This is a genomic window from Mycobacterium ostraviense (assembly GCF_002705925.1).
Lineage (GTDB): Bacteria > Actinomycetota > Actinomycetes > Mycobacteriales > Mycobacteriaceae > Mycobacterium > Mycobacterium ostraviense.
In genome coordinates this window covers 1,953,067-1,970,294 of record NZ_NKRE01000001.1, presented here as the reverse complement: position 1 = coordinate 1,970,294, position 17,228 = coordinate 1,953,067, and the positions used below count along the sequence as shown (strand labels likewise).

The window sequence follows — 17,228 nt, the reverse complement described above, 5'->3', positions numbered from 1 at the left end:
GATGGATGACATGGTCACGTCGCTTAGGGGGCTTGGCCCTCGCGGTGACAACGAGGGGTATGACCTGACGACCGGTCACCACCACCCCTATGGGATGTGGGACGCCGCTTACGTATTGGGGTCGCTATCGGCGACCGATCGCCGCGAATACGAAGCGCACATGAGCGGGTGCCCCGCCTGCCGGCAGGCCGTCGCCGAACTCTCCGGTGTGCCCGCATTGCTTTCGCAGCTCGACCGCGAGGAGGTGGCAGCGATGAACGAGTCCGGCCCGGCCGCAGGCGGTCCGCCGGCTGCGCCGCAGCTCTCGCCGCAGTTGTTGCCGTCGTTGCTGGCAACGGTGCGCTGGCGCCGCCGCCGCGCCCGGCTGACGACGTGGGTGGCTTCGGCCGCCGCTGCCGTGGTGTTGGGAATCGCTGTGCTGATTGGTGTCCAGGGCTATTCCGGATCCCCGCAGCCGCCGGCCGTGTCGGCGCAACCGATGGCACAGGTCGGGACCACCCTGTTGGCTTCGACGGTGTCGCTACGCCCCGAGCACTGGGGAACGTTCATCAACCTGCGGTGTGTTTGCCTGGCTCCACCGGATGCGCCCCACGACACACTGGCGATGGTCGTGGTCGGTCGTGACGGCAGCCAAACCCGGCTGGCGACGTGGGTGGCCGAACCCGGCCACACCGCGACACCAGCCGGCAGCATCTCGACTCCGGTTGATCGGATCGCCGCCGTGCAAGTGGTTTCCGCCGATACCGGCCAGGTGCTGCTGCAGCGTTCGCTCTGAATTCGCCCGGCCCGCGGTGAACTGAAATTCGCCGCGGGTCGTGTTACCAACATGCCCAGGCAGCACCGGGTGGTCGACCACATCGTGGACCACCTCGCGGCGATCGGAGTAGACCACGTCTTCGGCGTGGACGGAGCCAACATCGAGGATCTCTACGACGCCGCCCATTTCCACCCGTCGCTGTGCGCCGTCCTGGCCAAGCACGAATTCTCCGCCGCCGCAATGGCTGACGGCTACAGCCGCAGCGGAGCCGGGCTGGGATCTGGGTTAGGAGTGGTGGCAACGACTTCCGGCGGCGGCGCACTCAATCTCGTCGCGGGATTGGGGGAGGCGCTGGCCAGCCGGGTTCCGGTGCTCGCACTGGTCGGCCAATCCGCCACCGCCCTGGACGGCCGGGGCGCCTTTCAGGACACCAGCGGGCGCAACGGATCGCTGGATGCCCAAGCGGTGTTCTCGGCGGTGTCGCTATCGTGCCAACGGGTGCTCGCGCCGGCGGACATCGCCTCGGCCTTGCCGCGTGCCATCGCCGCGGCGCGCACCGGCGGTCCGGCAGTGTTGTTGCTGCCCAAAGACATTCAGCAAGGATACGTGGCGATCGAAGAGCACAGCCGGCCGCCGGGGGACGTGCGGCCCATCGGCAACCCGTATCCCATAGCTCAGCTACTGCGCCGCGCGAACGGCCCGGTCACGATCATCGTGGGCGCGCAGGTCGCGCGCGACAACGCCCGAATGGAGCTCGAACAGCTGCGAGCAGCGTTGCGGGCCCGGGTGGCGACCGTGCCGGAGGCCAAGGATGTCGCCGGGACACCGGGCCTCGGATCGTCGTCGGCACTGGGGGTGACCGGAGTCATGGGGCACCCGAACGTGGCCGAAGCGGTGGCCGGCAGCGCGGTGTGCCTCGTCGTCGGCACCCGATTGCCCGTGACCGCCCGCGCCGGCCTGGAAGACGCACTGGCCGCGGTGCGAACGGTGTCGATCGGTTCAGCGCCGCCCTACCTTCCGTGCACCCATGTGCACACCGACGACCTGCGCGGCTCACTTCGCATCCTCACCCAGGCGCTCTCGGGATCCGGGCGGCCCACCGGGCTGCGGGTGCCTGACCTGGTGCGGCGCGCCGAGCTGCGGCCGCCGTCCTGGACGGGGGCGGGCGTGCGGTACCGCGATGCCATGGCCGTGCTCAACGATGAGCTGCCCGACGGCACCGACATCGTGGTCGACGCCGGCAACACCGGCGCGGCCGCGATCCACTACCTGTCGGCCCGCCGCGGCGGCAGGTTCGCTGTCGCGCTCGGCATGGGCGGCATGGGCTACAGTTTCGGGGCCGGCATCGGAATGGCCTTGGGGCGCGCCAACACTGGACGGCCCGCCGGACGCACCGTGGTGATCGCCGGGGACGGAGCGTTTTTCATGCACGGCATGGAGGTGCATACCGCCGTTCAGTACCGGCTTCCGATGACGTTCGTCTTGTTCAACAACAATGCCCATGCCATGTGTGTGACCCGCGAGCAGCTGTTCTATGGAGATCGCCACAGCTACAACAGATTTCGCCACAGCCGGCTGGGATCTGGCCTGGCGGCGATGTTTCCGGGCCTGACGTCTGTCGACGTCACCGACGTCGGCCGGTTAGCCACCGCATTGCGTACCGCATTGGATGCCGACGGGCCGGCAGTGGTCAGTGTCGAATGCGCTGCCGACGAAATTCCGCCGTTTGCACCGTTTCTCATTGGAACCACCGCGAAGGAGAACCGTACCGATGTCGCTGCCAGCGCTTGACGATATCTTGGCCCACACCCACGCCCGTACCGGCGCCGTGGCACCCATCGACGGGCTGATCCGTATCGAAACCAGCCCTCGGGAGAAGGCCACCCCGATCATCATGGAGATGATGCGATCGGTGTATCCGCATGATCAGGTTTTCGGGGAGTACTGCACCGTCAACGATTTCATCAATTGTCCCCCGGACGAGCTGTTCGCCTATATGGCCGACACCCGCAGCCTCGAGGAGTGGACGTACAGCCTGCGCGGCTTCACACCGACCGACGAACCGGGCCTGTGGCTGGCCTACGACCAGCTCGGATCGCAGACCAGGATTTACACCCGCACCATCGCCAACGAGCAGGCCCGGACGGTGGATTACCACTGCGCCTGGGATCAGGGCAAGCATCTGTGGATGGTCTACCTGATGCGCGTCGTCGACGCGCAGGTGGTGCTGGACAGACCGGGTTCGGTTGTGCTATGGACGAATTGCCACCACCCGTTCTACGATCACAACCCCTACCCGGAGACCGCGCCGGCCGACCGCTCGGTCTGGGTAGGAGATTTCTGGGACATGTTCGGTGCGGGCCATCTGCTGGAACTGAAAAACCTCAAGGCCATCGCGGAATACCGGCACCGCAATGGCCTACCCGTCGTACCCGTCTGGATGAGGTGAGATGCATGGTGAGCCAACCCGTCAGTCTCCTCGACGTTTCCAGCTATCTGCCCGGCGAGCCGATCGGCGCGGATTACTACGCGCAATTCGCCGAGTCCGACGACCTGCGTGACAGCCTGATGTTCCGGGCGCCGGCGTCCCGCCATTACGTCGCGCCGGACGAGACCGCCGTCGACATGGTCGAGCGTGCGGCGCGAGGGTTGATCGAACGCCACGGCGAGGAGGTGATCGAGACGGTCGACGTGCTGATCACCCATACTCAGGCCCCAGACGTGCCGTTCTACGGGGCCGGCGGCGGGATCGCCCATCGCCTGGGCATGCGGCCCTCATGGGTGTTGGACTTGCACAACGGCGGGTGCGCGGTCTTTGTGTTGGCGCTCAACGTGGCTCGCCAACTGCTGGCCTCGGGCGCGGGACGCACGGCGTTGATCGCGATCGCGCAAAATTCGGCCGGCCAGGTGTTCGATCAACCCGGAGTCCGTAGGAAGGCGCAGGCGGCGGTGCCGGGCGACGGGGCCGCGGTGGGCTTGGTCACGCTGTCCGACCGGTCGCCGATTCTCGGCATCGAATGCCGCACCTACGGCGAATACGCCGGCGAGATGACGCTTGCCCCCGACCCGCCGCGCAAGTGGTGGCAGCCCGGAACCGGCGAGCTCTGCATCGGATTCACCGAAAGCAGGATCACCAAGGTGCTGGCCCGCGGCAACCGGCAGGTCCCGGAAGTGGCGCTGGCAGTCTGCGATCGGATTGACTTGCCGTCCAAAGACATTGACCTGCTGGTCACCAACCAGCCCAACAGGGTGTTTCTGCGCAACTGGCGAGAGGCACTGGAACTGCCCGCCGAACGGCACCTGGACACCTTCGATGCGTGCGGAAACCTGTTCGGCGCGGGGATTCCGGTCAACCTGGATCGGGCCATCTCGACCGGGCGGGTGGCGACCGGCGACACGGTCATGATGGCAGGGTTCGCGCACGCCGGCGATTTCGCCGGGGCTGCGGCGGTGCGCTGGGGCGGGCGGCCCTGATGCCCACCGTCACCAGCCCGAACGCGATCGACCCTGGTGCGTTGTCGCTCAACGAGAACCCGTTCCCACCGCTGCCCGCGGTCCGCTCGGCGCTGATCCGCTCGATCGACGCGGTGAACCGGTATCCGGAGTTTCAGCCGGAACGCCTGCGCGACTTGATTGCCGGCCATATCGGCATGCCCGCCGACCGGGTGGTGCTGGGAGCGGGTGCCACCGGCGTGGTGATGCAGGCCCTGCGGGCGGTGACAGTTCCCGGGGACGCGATCGTGACTGCCGCGCCGACCTTCGACGGATATCCGATCGTCGCGCAGTTGGCGGGATTGACGGTGGTGACCGTCCCCCTCGACGACTACGGTCATCACGATCTGGGGGTGCTGGCCGACGCCGCTGCGCACGCCCAAGTGGTGGTGTTGTGCCGGCCGCACAATCCGACCGGCACGCTGGAGCCGGTGCCGGCGGTGGTGCGGTTCCTGAGCCGGGTGCCGCCTGACACCGTGGTGCTGCTCGACGAGGCGTACGTCGAATTCGCCGCGCCCGAGCATCGATTCGACGTTTCGGCGTTGCTTGCTCGTTTCCCCAACGTGCTGGTGGTGCGGACCTTTTCCAAGGCCTACGGGCTGGCCGGGTTGCGGATCGGTTACGGCCTGGCCGCAGCGGAACTGGCCGCAGCGTTGTGGGCCCAGCAGCTTCCGTTCGGCATAGCCGGCACCGGCTTGCTTGCGGTCGCGGCCTCCTATGAAGCCGAAGACCAGTTGCTGCACCGGGTTCGGCTGATTACGGCCGAACGGCGTTACCTGCGGCGGCAATTGAGCGCCATGGGGATAGCCACCACCGATGCGCACGCGAACTTCATGTACCTGCCGTCGAGGGGTCGGTTGTGGCATGACGTTTTCGTCCGGGCGGGCCTGCGGGTGCGGTTGTACCCGGACGGCGGCGCGCGGATAACCGTGGGCAGCCGTGCGTCAACTCTGGCGGTGTTGTCCGCGGTGGGAAAATCTGCGGCGTGAATCTCGCGTGTCGACCCGATGACCCCGCCGGTGCGGTAAGAAAGGGCGTGGCCGCATCACGACCGGACCGACCCGACCCGATCGCCGTGGCCCGGGCCAACTGGGAGAAAGCCGGGTGGAGTGAGGTGGCGCCGGGCATGGTCGCGGTGACGTCGGTGATGCGTGCCCACCAGATCCTGCTGGCCCGAGTCGAGACTGCCCTGCGCCCCTACGATCTGAGTTTCTCGCGTTTCGAGTTGCTGCGGTTATTGGCGTTCAGCCGTACCGGAGCGTTGCCGATCACCAAGGCCTCCGACCGCCTTCAGGTTCATGTCACCAGCGTCACGCACGCGATTCGTCGGCTGGAGGCCGACGGGCTGGTGCACCGGGTACCGCACCCTACCGACGGGCGGACCACGTTGGTGCAGATCACCGACTTGGGGCGGGCCACCGTGGAGGACGCCACCTTGACCCTCAACGAGCAGGTTTTCGCCGACATCGGAATGGATGCCGGCGAGTCGGAGGCGCTGGTGTCCGCCATCGAAACGTTGCGGCGCAACGCCGGAGACTTCAGCGTCTGACACCGTTTGGAAACGAGAGAAAGGCAGGCCAGTGGACCCATTAGTTGCTCACCAGCGCGCTCAGGACGCGTTCGCCGGCGTCCTCGCCAACGTCAGTGCCGACCAGTACCGCGCTCCGACGCCCTGCTCGGAGTGGACCGTGCGGGATCTGATTGAGCATGTCATCAGCGGCAACGAGCACGTCGGGCAATGGGCGCAACACCCGGTCGAGCCGCCCGCACGGCCCGACGACATCCTGGCGGCCCATCGGACTGCGGCCGCTGCCGCCCAGGAGATCTTCGCTGCGCCGAGCGGAATGTCGACCACTTTCAAGTTGCCGTTCGGGGAGATCCCCGGACAAGTTTTCATCGGGATGCGTACCAGCGATGTGCTGACCCATGCGTGGGATCTCGCATCTGCTACCGGTCAATCCACTGAGCTTGACCCCGAGTTGGCGACCGAGCAGCTCGGTGCCGTGCGCGGGTTTGTGGGCCCACAGTTTCGGGGGCCGGGCAAGCCTTTCGCCGAGGAGCAGCCGTGCTCATCCGAGCGCGCGCCCGCGGATCAGCTGGCCGCGTTCCTGGGCCGAAACGTCCGGTGAGCTAGCCGGCCCGCAGCATCTCGATCACCGCGCTAAAGTCCAAGGCGCCGTGGGAGACGTCGGACGCGATGAACTCGGCATAGATCTCGGCGGCGTGGCGGCCCAGCGGCGCGGCGGATCCGGTGGCGGTCACCGCGTCCATCGCCAAGCCCAAATCCTTGTTCATCAACGCCGTCGCGAAGCCCGGCTTGAAGTCATTGTTGGCCGGCGATGTCGGCACTGGGCCCGGCACCGGGCAGTTGGTGTGCACCGCCCAGCAGTTGCCGGTCGCGCCGGTGATGACGTCGAACAGGGACTGGGCCGACAGCCCGAGCTTCTCGGCCAGCACGAACGCCTCGCCGATCGCGATCTGCTGCACCGCCAGCACCATGTTGTTGCACAGCTTGGCGGCCTGGCCAGCCCCGGCCGCACCGCAGTGAATGATCTTGCCCGCCATGGGTTCCAGCACCGGACGGGCCCGCTCCAAGACGTCCGCGTCGCCGCCGACCATGAACGCCAGCGTCCCGGCCGCGGCACCCTTGACACCACCGGACACCGGAGCGTCGAGTTGGGCCAGGCCGTGCGACTCCGTCAGCGCATGCACCTCGCGGGCGTCGGCGACCGAGATCGTTGAGCTGTCGATGAATAGGGCACCAGGTTGCGCGGCGGGCAGCACCTCGGCGTAGCAGCGCTTGACCACGTCGCCGTTGGGCAGCATGGTGATGACCACGCCGGCCTCGGCCACCGCGGCGGCTGCGCTGTCGAACACCGTGCAGCCGGTTGCGGCCGCGGCCGCCGCTGCTGCCGGCACGGGGTCATAGCCGCGCACGACGTGGCCGGCGGCAACCAGATTCGCCGACATGGGCGCGCCCATATTCCCCAGCCCGAGGAACGCGATCGTCGCTGTCACGTGGTGCAGCCTTCCTAAACGGTGGCGCGAAACCGGGCGGCCTCGGCCCGGCCGATGACCACCCGCATGATTTCGTTGGTCCCTTCCAGAATTCGATGCACCCGCAGGTCGCGGACGATCTTCTCCAGACCATACTCGCGCAGGTAGCCGTACCCGCCGTGGAGTTGCAGCGCCTTGTCGGCCACCTCGAAGCAGGTGTCGGTGACATAGCGCTTGGCCATCGCGCACAGCTCGACCTTGTCGGCGGTGTCGGCATCGAGTGCACTCGCGGCTCGCCACAACAACATTCGCGACGTTTCCAGCCCGGTGGCCATGTCGGCCAGGGTAAACCGGACGGTGGGTTCGTCCAGCAGGCTGGCGCCGAACGCGTGTCGCTCGCGCACATAGGCGCCCGCCTTGTCGAAAGCGGCCTGCGCGCCGCCGAGCGAACACGCCGCGATGTTCAGCCGGCCGCCGTTGAGACCGTTCATCGCGATGCCGAAGCCGGCGCCTTCCCCGTCGGCGCCACCCAGCATGGCATCGGCGGGTACCCGGACCCCGTCGAGGATCACCTGGGCTGTCGGTTGCGCATGCCAGCCCATCTTCTCTTCGAGCGCACCGAAACTCATTCCAGCAGTGCCCTTTTCGATCACAAAGGCCGATATGCCGCGTGGGCCGTCCGCGCCGGTGCGGGCCATCACCACGTACACATCCGAGGCTCCGGCGCCGGAAATGAATTGCTTCACGCCGTCGAGCACATAGTCTGCGTTTTTTCCGGGACCGTGTTTGACGGCGCGGGTGCTCAAAGCGCTGGCATCGGAGCCGGCGCCGGGCTCGGTCAGGCAGTAGCTGGCGATGGCGTCCATCGTGGCCAGCCGCGGAATCCAGTCCTTGCGTTGTTCGTCGGTGCCGAAGCCGTCGATCATCCAGGCGCACATGTTGTGGATGGACAGGAACGCGGCGGTGACCGGGTCGGCGATGGCCAACTGTTCGAAGATGCGTACCCCGTCGAGCCGGCGCAGCCCGCTGCCGCCCACGTCGTCGCGGCAGTAGATTGCGGCCATCCCGAGTTCGGCGGCCTCGCGCAGCACGTCGACAGGGAAGTGGTTGCTGGCATCCCATTCCAGAGCGTATGGGGCAAGGCGCTTTTCGGCGAATGCGGCCGCCGTCTCGGTGATCACCCGTTCGTCGTCGTTGAGGGTAAACATGAGTGGTTACTTCATCGTCGGGATGACGAATTCGGCACCGTCCTTGATGCCGGACGGCCAGCGCGAGGTGACGGTCTTGACCTTGGTGTAGAACTGGATCGACGTCGGGCCGTGCTGGTTGAGGTCGCCGAACCCGGAGCGTTTCCAGCCGCCGAAGGTGTGATAGGCCACCGGGACCGGGATCGGAACATTGACGCCGACCATGCCCACCTGAACTCGCGAGACAAAGTCGCGGGCGGTGTCGCCGTCGCGGGTGAAGATTGCCACTCCGTTGCCGTATTCGTGCTGAGAAGGAAGCGCTAGCGCTTCTTCGTAGTTGTGGGCGCGGACCATGCACAGCACCGGCCCGAAGATCTCGTCGGTGTAGATCGACATGTCCGGGGTGACGTGGTCGAACAACGTCGGCCCGATGAAGAAGCCGCCTTCCAAGTTGGCATCACCGAAAGTCAGGTCGTCGCTGGCCCGTTCGCGGCCGTCGATGACGATCTCGGCGCCGGCCGCCACACCTTGGTTGATGTAGTCGCGTACCCGGGTCAGCGCGGCCTCGGTGACCAGCGGGCCGTAGTCGGCCTTGGGGTCCAGGCTGTGGCCGACCCGCAGGTTGTTGATCCGGTCGATCAGCCGGGCGCGCAACCGTTCCGCGGTGTGCTCACCGACCGGGACCGCGACGCTGATCGCCATGCAGCGCTCGCCGGCGCTGCCGTAGCCCGCGCCGATCAGCGCGTCGACCGCCTGATCGAGGTCCGCGTCGGGCATCACGATCATGTGGTTCTTGGCGCCGCCGAAGCATTGCGAGCGCTTGCCGGTGGCGGCGGCCCCGGCGTAGATGTACTGGGCGATGTCGGAGCTGCCGACAAAGCCGACCGCCTTGATGTCGGGGTGGTTCAGGATGGCGTCGACGGCTTCCTTGTCGCCGTGCACGACCTGGAACACGCCGGAGGGCAAGCCGGCCTCGGCGAATAGTTCGGCCAGCCGTACCGGCACCGACGGGTCACGCTCACTCGGCTTGAGCAGGAACGCATTTCCGCAGGCGAGGGCCGGACCGGCCTTCCACAGCGGGATCATCGCCGGGAAGTTGAACGGGGTGATGCCGGCGACGACGCCGAGGGGCTGCCGTAGCGAGTAGACGTCGATGCCCGGACCGGCGCCCTCGGTGTACTCACCCTTGAGCAGATGGGGGATCCCGAGGCAGAACTCGATCACCTCGATGCCGCGCTGAATGTCGCCCGCCGCGTCGGCCAGCGTCTTGCCGTGCTCGAGGGACAGCAGTTCGGCCAGTTCGTCGTTGTTGTCGTTGGCCAACTCGATGAACCGCATCAACACCCGGGCGCGACGTTGCGGATTCCATGCGGCCCAGCCCTTTTGGGCCTCGACAGCCGATGCCACCGCGGCGTCGACGTCGGCTTGGCAGGCCATCGGCACCTTCGCCTGGACCTGGCCGGTGTTGGGGTCGAAGACATCGGCGGTGCGGGCGGACTGGCCGGTGGTGCGCTGGCCATCGATGAAATGCGAAATCTGTGTGGTCATGGCTGTCCTGGTTGGTTAGCGGCGAAGCGTCCGATACTTGCATATCCTAGTAACCCGTGGCGGGGGGTCGCAACTCGGCCTTCGGCACCCCGAGTGAACCGAACTGCGTGCGGATTCGTCGTTCGGAGTGAGGGCATTTCACCGGTTGATCGGACGCATGCTGATGACTCTTGGGCGCCGCCGACGAATCTGGGCAGGGGGGGTTCGGTGAGGCTTCGCATTGTTGTCGTCGGGGCCGGTGTCGGCGGTCTATCCATCGCACGGGGGCTGCTGCGCGACGGGCATGACGTCACCGTGTTCGAACGACGGCCCGATGCGCAGGCAGGTGGCGGCGCCGTCACCATCTGGTCCAACGGCGCTACGGTGCTGGAGCAGCTGGGCGTCGACATGGACGGCGCCGGCCAATTGCTTTCTGCCGTAAGGGTACTGACGTCCACGGGTCGTCCGCTGGCCACGCTGGACGTGGCCGCGATGGTGCGCCGGCTCGGCGCGCCGGTCCGGATGGTCCCGCGCCGAATTCTGGTGGAACGGCTACTGAAAGGCTTTCCGGCCGAACGCATCTGCTATGGCGCCCGCGTGGTCGGGGTGGCCGGTTTCCACGACGGCGTGCGGGTCGAATTCCAGGACGGCGCATCGGCCGGAGCGGATCTGGTGATCGGCGCCGACGGCCTGCACTCGACGATCAGAGACATCGTCGGCGCGCGGCACGCGCAGCCGACCGGTTGGTGTAGCTGGCAGGGGCTGGTCAACCTGCCGGATCTCGCCGACGAGCATGTCGGGCAGGTCATCATCGGCGACCGCGGAAACACCGGGCTGTGGCCCGCCGGGGGCTGTGATGTGCAGTGGTGGTTCGACCTGCCGTGGTCGTACGACTTCATCAGGCCGCAACGTCCGATCGAGATGATCCGTGCCACGTTCGCCGGATGGTCCGGCTCGGTCGATCAAGTATTGGCGGCGCTGACCGATGACGACCTGGCCCATTCGCCCTACCCGCATTTCCGCCATCCCCTTCCGCCTCCGGGTCGCGGCGCGGTGACGTTGCTCGGCGACGCCGCCCACACGATGCCGCCCACCCTCGCGCAGGGGGCCAATCAGGCGCTGCTCGACACGATGGTGTTGCGCAAAGCGCTGTGGGACTTCGGCACGAGCGACGTGTCAGCCGCGCTGCGGTGGTACGAGAAGACCAGGCGCCGCAAGCTCGTGGCGGTGTCGCGGGTGGCGTCACTGCCGGTGTCGCACCGTGAGTCCGTACTCAGGCCGGCGGCGATGATTTCCGACAGGCTCCACACCTGGGCGCTGACAACGTTCTTGAGTAGGACGAGCCACCATCGGATGTCCGTGCAGATCAACAAGGACCTCGGCGCGGTGCCGGCCGCCGCGGCGTGTGTGGTGCGATGAACGCGGCCGACCCGGTACGGGTACGAGGTGCGATCGATACGCCCTCGCGCTGGCTCTGGCTGTTCAAGTGGTGCGTGCTCGCCGTCCCCCACTACCCGATTTTGATACTGCTCTACGCGGTGTATCCGCTGCTGACCGTCGCGGCCGGGGTCGCGATCGTATTCACCGGACGGTATCCGCGCCGCATCTTCCACTTCAACGTCGGAGTGCTGCGCTGGTCCTGGCGAGTCATGAACTACCGATTCCCGATGAACAGCACCGACAAATACCCACCCTTCACGCTCGCGTCTCGGCCCGAGTACCCGGGTGACCTCGAGGTGGCTTATCCGCAGCGGCTGGCGAAATGGCGGGTGCTGGTGAAGTGGTGGCTGCTGGGACTCCCGCAGATCCTGCTGTGCTGGGCGATGGAGCCGCTGCTGCAGGTGCTGTGCGTGGTCTCCGCGGTGTGGTTGCTGTGCACTGGAGCAATCCATCAGGGCATGTTCGACCTCCTGATGGGCATCGTCCGGTGGCGATACCGGGTGGCGGTGTACGTTTCGTTGATGCGAGACGAGTATCCGCCGTTCCGACTGGACCAAGGTGGTAGCGACGCGCGGTAATTCGTTGTTCCCGTTCGTATATCGATTCGGGATGCCGCTCTTCGACCGGACGTTCTACAACCGGTATCGACGAGAGGCGATGAGCCACGCGACCGGCCGGTTGCTGATGGTCGGTGTCGGTCCCGGAACCGATTTGCGGTTTGTTCCGCCCGCGGTGACGTCGGTCGCCGCCGTGGAGCCGGTGGCGGCGTTTCGGCGGATGGCTGCCGCGCTGGCGCGCCGCCACCGCATCGCGGTCGACGTGGTCGACGGGGTCGGTGAGTCGATTCCTTTCCCGGACAACAGTTTCGACTCGGTACACATCGGCCTGGTGCTGTGCTCGGTCGACGACGTGGCCGCCACGCTCGCCGAAATCCGGCGGGTGCTGGTGCCCGCAGGCAGGTTGGTCGTCCTCGAGCACGTTCGCGGTGAGGGCACGATGGGCCGGTTCCAGGACCTGATCGCCAGGCCCTGGTCTCGGCTGGCGTCCGGCTGCGAGCCGAACCGCCGAACGATCGACGCCATTGCCAAGGCCGGATTCGACACCAGCGGACTGCGCAGCATTCCCCGGACTCTGGTGCCGCCGCCCTGCACACCTCATCTGCAAGGATTCGCCACCCTGGTCGACGGATAATGGCGCAAATTTATTGTCGGCATCTTGAACATTTCTGTTGGCCAGGTACAAAATGGAAAGTAATTCTCGGGGGGATATATGTCAACAAAGGGGTCTCCGGTGATGAATTTCTCGGTGTTGCCGCCCGAGGTCAATTCGGCGCGGCTGTTTTCGGGTGCCGGTTCGGCCCCCATGGTGGCGGCCGCCGCGGCCTGGAATGGATTGGCAGACGAATTGGCCGGTGCGGCGGCGTCGTTTTCGTCGGTGACGTCGGGGCTGCTGGACCAGGCGTGGCAGGGCCCGGCGTCGGCGGCCATGGCGGCCGCGGCGGCTCCCTATGCGGAGATGCTGAGCGCGGCGGCGGGTCGGGCGACGGGAGCGGTCGTGCAGGCGCAGGCAGTGGCCGAGGCGTTCGAGGCCGCGCGGGCGGCGACGATCCATCCGCTGGCCGTGACGGCCAATCGAAACGGGTTGGTACAGTTGATATTGTCGAATTTCTTCGGGCAGAACGCTCCGTCGATCGCGGCCGTCGAGGCCGACTACGAACAGATGTGGGCTCAAGACGTGGCCGCGATGGCGGGCTATCATGCCGGTGCATCGGCGGCAGCAGCGCAGCTGGAACCGTGGCTGCAATCGCTGCACGACCTGGCAAGCCGGCTCGCCGGGGCACTGGGGCTCAGCCCGGTCACCAATCCCGTGGCCGGCGACCCCGATTTGATGAGTCAAACCACCAATTTCGGCTTGTTCACCAGCACGGCTCTTGCTGACCCTGCCGACAATAATTTCGTCGGACTTGTTATTTCGAGTCCGCTCTTCACTAATACGTTGACTTCCGGATTTGAGCCGAGCTTGGGCCTGGGTGCGCCCGGCCAAACAGTAAACACCTTCCAAAGTCCGGTCTTGCCGTTCTTGAATAGCACGTTCGCACTTCCTGTCACGGATCCCTTGGCACCTTTGTTTACCGCGCTTCTTCCGCTTGGTTTCTGACCATTCGAGACTGTTCGAGACTATTCGAGCCCGACGGCTTCGATGATGTTCAGTCGCGAGGCCCGCGCTGCGGGTGGCAACGCGCCGAGCAGGCTGACCGCCACGGCGCCGATCGTCAAAATGAGCGCCATGGGCCCCGGCCGGAAACCGACCCCGAAATTCATGACGTCTGCGCTGACGAGGCTGTACAGCCACTGGTCGGTCAGTCCGAACGCAAGCCCCGCGACACCACCGACAACACCGATGCCCGCCGCCTCGGCTAACACCATCTGCACCGTGAACCGCCGACTGCCGCCCATTGCCCGCAGCATCCCGGCTTCGGACCGGTGACGGCATAGAGGTAGCCGATGTGCCTGCTAGGGGCAGGTGACGTCGACCTCGAACGGCTTGTGGACCTGCTGACCGGCATTGTCGACACCGCTGGCCACACCGGTGATGTGGTAGCTGTTGCCGGTCTTGGTGGCGCTGGCGTTCTCGTCGGGTACACCCTCGGTGAAGCTCATGACCACGCCGTCGACAGTGCCCAGGCCGGCGCTGTGCACCACCGAGCCGTCCGGCTCCAAGCCGACGATGATTCCCGTCGCCATGTCGCCGACGGCGATGGAGAACCTACCGGCATTCGTCGAGCACACCACCGGGCCGCTGACGTTTTGCGGCTGGCCGCCGATGATGACCTTGGTTTCTCCCGACGCGGCCGGGGTGCTGCTCGACGCGGGCGCTGACGTCGAACTCGTGGCGGCGCTGGACGACGTCGCGGAGCTGGACGATGGCCCGGACTTGTTGTTGTCAGAGCACCCCGCCACACCCGCGACGATGGTCGCCGCCCCGACGGCGATCAGCAACTCACGCTTCACCAAGTTCTCCTTCGGATAGGTCTGCATCCGCGATACCGGCGGATCTTCTGAAGCAGTATGTATGGCGGCGCAGCCAGCGTACAGATGCGAATTACTCGCCGCGCAGCGCGCCGATGAATTTCCGGGTCGCTGCCCAGGTCGGCAGCACGCCCGTGGCGCGCACCTCGTCGAGACTGGGCGCAGCTGCGTCGCGGTCGGAGAGGCTCGCCGCCACACCGTCGACCAACGGCCAGTCGATGGCCAGCGATGGATCTGTCGCGCAGATCGTGTGCTCGCGCTGCGGGTTGTACTCCGCCGAGCACAGATACATCACGGTCGAATTATCTTGCAGCGCAAGGAAACCATGCGCCAAGCCCTCGGAGATGTAAACCGACCGGCGGTCTGCGTCGTCGAGCACCACCGAGTCCCATTGCCCGAATGTCGGTGAACCTAAACGGATATCGACGACGACATCGAACACTGAGCCGGATACGCAGGTCACATACTTGGCCTGGCCCGGCGGCAACTCGGCGAAATGCAGACCGCGCAGGACACCGGCCGCCGATACCGAGCAATTGGCTTGCCGGACATCCAAACGATGACCCGCGAAAGCGCTGAAGCCGCGTTCGGTAAGCCATTCGAAGAACAGTCCGCGCGAATCGCCGTGGATGATAGGGGTGATCTCCCATGCGCCGGGGATGTCGAGTTCGCGTACCTTCATGTCACTGGCCGCGCTGCTCGTAGCGTGCCTCAGCGGCGTCTTTCAGCGGCCGCCACCACGCTTCGTTGTCGCGATACCAGTCGATGGTGGTGCGCAATCCCTCTTCGAAATCGGTGTGCTTTGGCGCCCAGGCCAATTCGTCGTAGAGCGGGGACGGGTCTATGGCGTAACGCAGGTCGTGACCGACTCGGTCGGTGACGTGGTCGAAATCATCGGGGTCGCGGCCCATCATCCGCAACAGGGTGCGCAACACGGTCAGATTGTCGCGCTCGCCCTCGGCGCTGATCAGGTAGGTCCGGCCGATCTGGCCCTTTTCGAGGATTCGCCATACCGCGCTGTTGTGGTCGTCGACGTGAATCCAGTCGCGGACGTTGGCGCCGCTGCCGTAGAGCTTGGGCCGCCGCCCGGTGAGCACATTGGTGATCTGGCGCGGAATGAACTTCTCGACGTGCTGATACGGCCCGTAGTTGTTGGAGCAGTTGGAGATGGTGGCGCGTACGCCGTAGGACCGCACCCAGGCCCGGACCAGCATGTCACCGGCCGCCTTGGACGCCGAGTACGGACTAGACGGGTTGTACGGCGTGGACTCGGTGAACCGCTGCGGGTCGTCGAGCGGCAAGTCGCCGTAAACCTCGTCGGTGGAGATGTGGTGCAGCCGCACGCCGTGGCGCCGGAGCACTTCCAAGATCGTGTAGGTCCCGATCACGTTGGTGTGCAGGAACGGTTCGGGGTTGTCCAGCGCGTTGTCGACGTGGGTTTCGGCGGCAAAATGCACGACCGCATCCGACTGGGACACCAGCCGAGAAACCAGCTCGGTATCGGTGATATCGCCTTCAACCAGTGTGATCGCGTCCGCGACGTCGGCCAGCGAATCACGCCGGCCCGCGTAAGTAAACGCATCGAGGACCGTGACCTGAACATCGGGACGTTCGCGCACGGTGCTGTGCACGAAGTTGGCGCCGATGAAGCCCGCTCCACCGGTGACGAGCAGCCGCATGGCCAAACCCTAACGGGTAGTCCCGGCGGTCCGGCCAGTTCGGTCGGTGCCGGCAATAATGTCTCGTCGGTCTGGCGGCACCCGGATCGCCCCACGGCCGGCTCCGGCCGCAGATGTTCGTTCAGACATCGGCCCCTGGTGTAACCGGACACCGAACCGGCCCAGGCCGGGCTGGAGGGAAACTGCCCGGGTCATCAGGCCTCTACACCCGTTTCAGGACCGGGTGAGCCCGAGTGGACCGGCCAATTCGGCAAGCGCCGGGACCAGGTTCTCCCCTTTGGTCAGGACCTGAACGGGGACATGGTCGGCGCCGGCGTCGAGGTGCTGCTTGAGCCGGGCCGCGATCGCCTCTGGGGTGCCGTAGGCGACCACCGCGTCGACCAGGCGATCGCTGCCCGGCCGGGCGACGTCGTCGTCGCTGAAGCCCAGCCGCTTCCAGTTGTTGCGGTAATTGGCGAGGTCGAAATAGATGTCGAGGGCCGTGCGGCCCACCGAACGGGCCTGCTCGGCGTCTATGGTCAGCACCACCTTGTGTTCGGGCGCCAGGAACGCCGACGGGCCGATCAGTTCGCGGGCCTGCGCGGTGTGCTCGGGGGTGGTCAGGTAGGGGTGGGCCCCGGCGCTGCGTTCGGCCGACAGCCTGAGCACTCGGGGACCCAGGGCCGCCACCACGCGTCGGTGGGCCGGCACGCCGTACTCGTCCAGCTGGTCCAGGTACCGCACCAGCGCGTCGTAAGGCTTGCGGTACTCGGCGGTCGCCTCGCGGTGCCCGACACCGATACCCAGCAGAAAACGGCCCGGGTAGGCCTTGTCGATCCGATGGAACGACTCGGCGACCGGCCTGGCGGCCGCTGACCAGATGTTGACGATGCCGGTGGCCACCTGCAGGGTGGTCGTCGCCTCGAGAATCGGTTCCACCCAGGCCAGCTCTGCGGGCGGCGAGCCGCCCACCCAGACTGCCCCGTAGCCCAGGGCTTCGATTTCTTTGGCTTGCTGGGGGTTTACGCCCCATCCGAACGAGCCGAACCGGCCGAGGTCCGGCTTGCCGGCGGCAGAACGGGCTTCATCGTTGGGAGCATTGGGGGCATTGGGGGCATTGGGCTGTCTCTTATACACATCT

17 protein-coding genes and 2 pseudogenes are annotated in these 17,228 nt (G+C 66.4%); 11 read left to right on the top strand and 8 right to left on the bottom strand.

The features are described 5' to 3' along the window. The first annotated feature begins 10 nt into the window (after positions 1-10). Genes CDN38_RS08855 through CDN38_RS08825 form a run of 7 tightly spaced genes read left to right on the top strand, consistent with a single transcriptional unit; the run spans position 11 to position 6,378 of the window. Positions 11-775, top strand: coding sequence for an anti-sigma factor family protein (locus tag CDN38_RS08855; RefSeq protein ID WP_099319358.1), 765 nt, complete (start codon positions 11-13; stop codon positions 773-775). A gap of 51 nt (positions 776-826) precedes the next feature. Beyond that, complete coding sequence (locus CDN38_RS08850; protein WP_075510895.1) at positions 827-2,548, top strand: thiamine pyrophosphate-binding protein; 1,722 nt, start codon at positions 827-829, stop codon at positions 2,546-2,548. Next, positions 2,529-3,206, top strand: coding sequence for a hypothetical protein (locus tag CDN38_RS08845; protein ID WP_075510896.1), 678 nt, complete (start codon positions 2,529-2,531; stop codon positions 3,204-3,206). Before CDN38_RS08850 ends, CDN38_RS08845 begins: the two co-directional genes overlap by 20 nt. 5 nt (positions 3,207-3,211) lie before the next feature. Then, positions 3,212-4,231, top strand: a complete 1,020-nt coding sequence (locus tag CDN38_RS08840) for a 3-oxoacyl-ACP synthase III family protein (RefSeq protein ID WP_099318907.1) — start codon at positions 3,212-3,214, stop codon at positions 4,229-4,231. Then, positions 4,231-5,238 (top strand): pyridoxal phosphate-dependent aminotransferase, encoded by a 1,008-nt coding sequence (locus CDN38_RS08835; protein WP_075510898.1) that lies wholly within the window; start codon positions 4,231-4,233, stop codon positions 5,236-5,238. Before CDN38_RS08840 ends, CDN38_RS08835 begins: the two co-directional genes overlap by 1 nt. A gap of 47 nt (positions 5,239-5,285) precedes the next feature. After that, positions 5,286-5,798 (top strand): MarR family winged helix-turn-helix transcriptional regulator, encoded by a 513-nt coding sequence (locus CDN38_RS08830; RefSeq protein WP_075510899.1) that lies wholly within the window; start codon positions 5,286-5,288, stop codon positions 5,796-5,798. Between the two features lie 31 nt (positions 5,799-5,829). After that, entirely contained in the window at positions 5,830-6,378 is a 549-nt protein-coding gene (locus CDN38_RS08825; protein ID WP_075510900.1) for a TIGR03086 family metal-binding protein, read from the top strand. A 1-nt stretch (position 6,379) separates the two neighbouring features. On the opposite strand, the gene mmsB is transcribed toward CDN38_RS08825, so the two are convergent. Genes mmsB through CDN38_RS08810 form a run of 3 tightly spaced genes read right to left on the bottom strand, consistent with a single transcriptional unit; the run spans position 6,380 to position 9,981 of the window. After that, the gene (gene mmsB, locus CDN38_RS08820; RefSeq protein WP_267888264.1) at positions 6,380-7,267 is read right to left on the bottom strand and encodes a 3-hydroxyisobutyrate dehydrogenase; all 888 of its coding nucleotides are present in this window, start codon (positions 7,265-7,267) and stop codon (positions 6,380-6,382) included. 14 nt (positions 7,268-7,281) lie between these two features. Beyond that, on the bottom strand, positions 7,282-8,454 hold the full coding sequence (locus CDN38_RS08815) for an acyl-CoA dehydrogenase family protein (RefSeq protein WP_099318906.1): 1,173 nt from the start codon (positions 8,452-8,454) through the stop codon (positions 7,282-7,284). A 6-nt stretch (positions 8,455-8,460) separates the two neighbouring features. Then, positions 8,461-9,981: a CoA-acylating methylmalonate-semialdehyde dehydrogenase gene (locus CDN38_RS08810; protein ID WP_075510903.1), complete on the bottom strand. Its 1,521-nt coding sequence runs from the start codon at positions 9,979-9,981 to the stop codon at positions 8,461-8,463. A gap of 207 nt (positions 9,982-10,188) precedes the next feature. Here CDN38_RS08810 and CDN38_RS08805 point away from each other — a divergent pair, with 207 nt between their 5' ends. From CDN38_RS08805 to CDN38_RS30595, 4 genes and pseudogenes are all read left to right on the top strand, one after another. Next, positions 10,189-11,379: an FAD-dependent oxidoreductase gene (locus CDN38_RS08805; protein ID WP_233026817.1), complete on the top strand. Its 1,191-nt coding sequence runs from the start codon at positions 10,189-10,191 to the stop codon at positions 11,377-11,379. After that, entirely contained in the window at positions 11,376-11,978 is a 603-nt protein-coding gene (locus CDN38_RS08800; RefSeq protein WP_075510904.1) for a DUF4389 domain-containing protein, read from the top strand. The genes CDN38_RS08805 and CDN38_RS08800 overlap by 4 nt, the downstream gene beginning before the upstream one ends. Before the next feature lie 31 nt (positions 11,979-12,009). Then, positions 12,010-12,591, top strand: coding sequence for a class I SAM-dependent methyltransferase (locus CDN38_RS08795; RefSeq protein ID WP_075510905.1), 582 nt, complete (start codon positions 12,010-12,012; stop codon positions 12,589-12,591). 102 nt (positions 12,592-12,693) lie between these two features. Beyond that, a pseudogene (locus CDN38_RS30595) lies at positions 12,694-13,210 on the top strand (PPE family protein); the annotation flags it as partial. A gap of 367 nt (positions 13,211-13,577) precedes the next feature. On the opposite strand, the pseudogene CDN38_RS08785 reads toward CDN38_RS30595, so the two are convergent. The 5 genes and pseudogenes from CDN38_RS08785 to CDN38_RS33520 form a co-directional block, all read right to left on the bottom strand. Beyond that, positions 13,578-13,883 (bottom strand): annotated as a pseudogene (locus CDN38_RS08785) (FtsX-like permease family protein); the annotation flags it as partial. Positions 13,884-13,913: 30 nt separating this feature from the next. Next, complete coding sequence (locus CDN38_RS08780; RefSeq protein ID WP_075511016.1) at positions 13,914-14,411, bottom strand: lipoprotein LpqH; 498 nt, start codon at positions 14,409-14,411, stop codon at positions 13,914-13,916. Positions 14,412-14,502: 91 nt separating this feature from the next. Further along, positions 14,503-15,111 carry a dTDP-4-dehydrorhamnose 3,5-epimerase gene (gene rfbC / locus CDN38_RS08775; RefSeq protein ID WP_075510908.1) on the bottom strand — a complete coding sequence of 203 codons (609 nt, stop codon included), beginning with the start codon at positions 15,109-15,111 and terminating at the stop codon, positions 14,503-14,505. Position 15,112: 1 nt separating this feature from the next. Continuing rightward, positions 15,113-16,108, bottom strand: coding sequence for a dTDP-glucose 4,6-dehydratase (rfbB, locus tag CDN38_RS08770; RefSeq protein WP_075510909.1), 996 nt, complete (start codon positions 16,106-16,108; stop codon positions 15,113-15,115). A gap of 213 nt (positions 16,109-16,321) precedes the next feature. Beyond that, the gene (locus CDN38_RS33520) at positions 16,322-17,224 is read right to left on the bottom strand and encodes an LLM class F420-dependent oxidoreductase (protein ID WP_099318905.1); all 903 of its coding nucleotides are present in this window, start codon (positions 17,222-17,224) and stop codon (positions 16,322-16,324) included. Between the last annotated feature and the right edge of the window lie 4 nt (positions 17,225-17,228).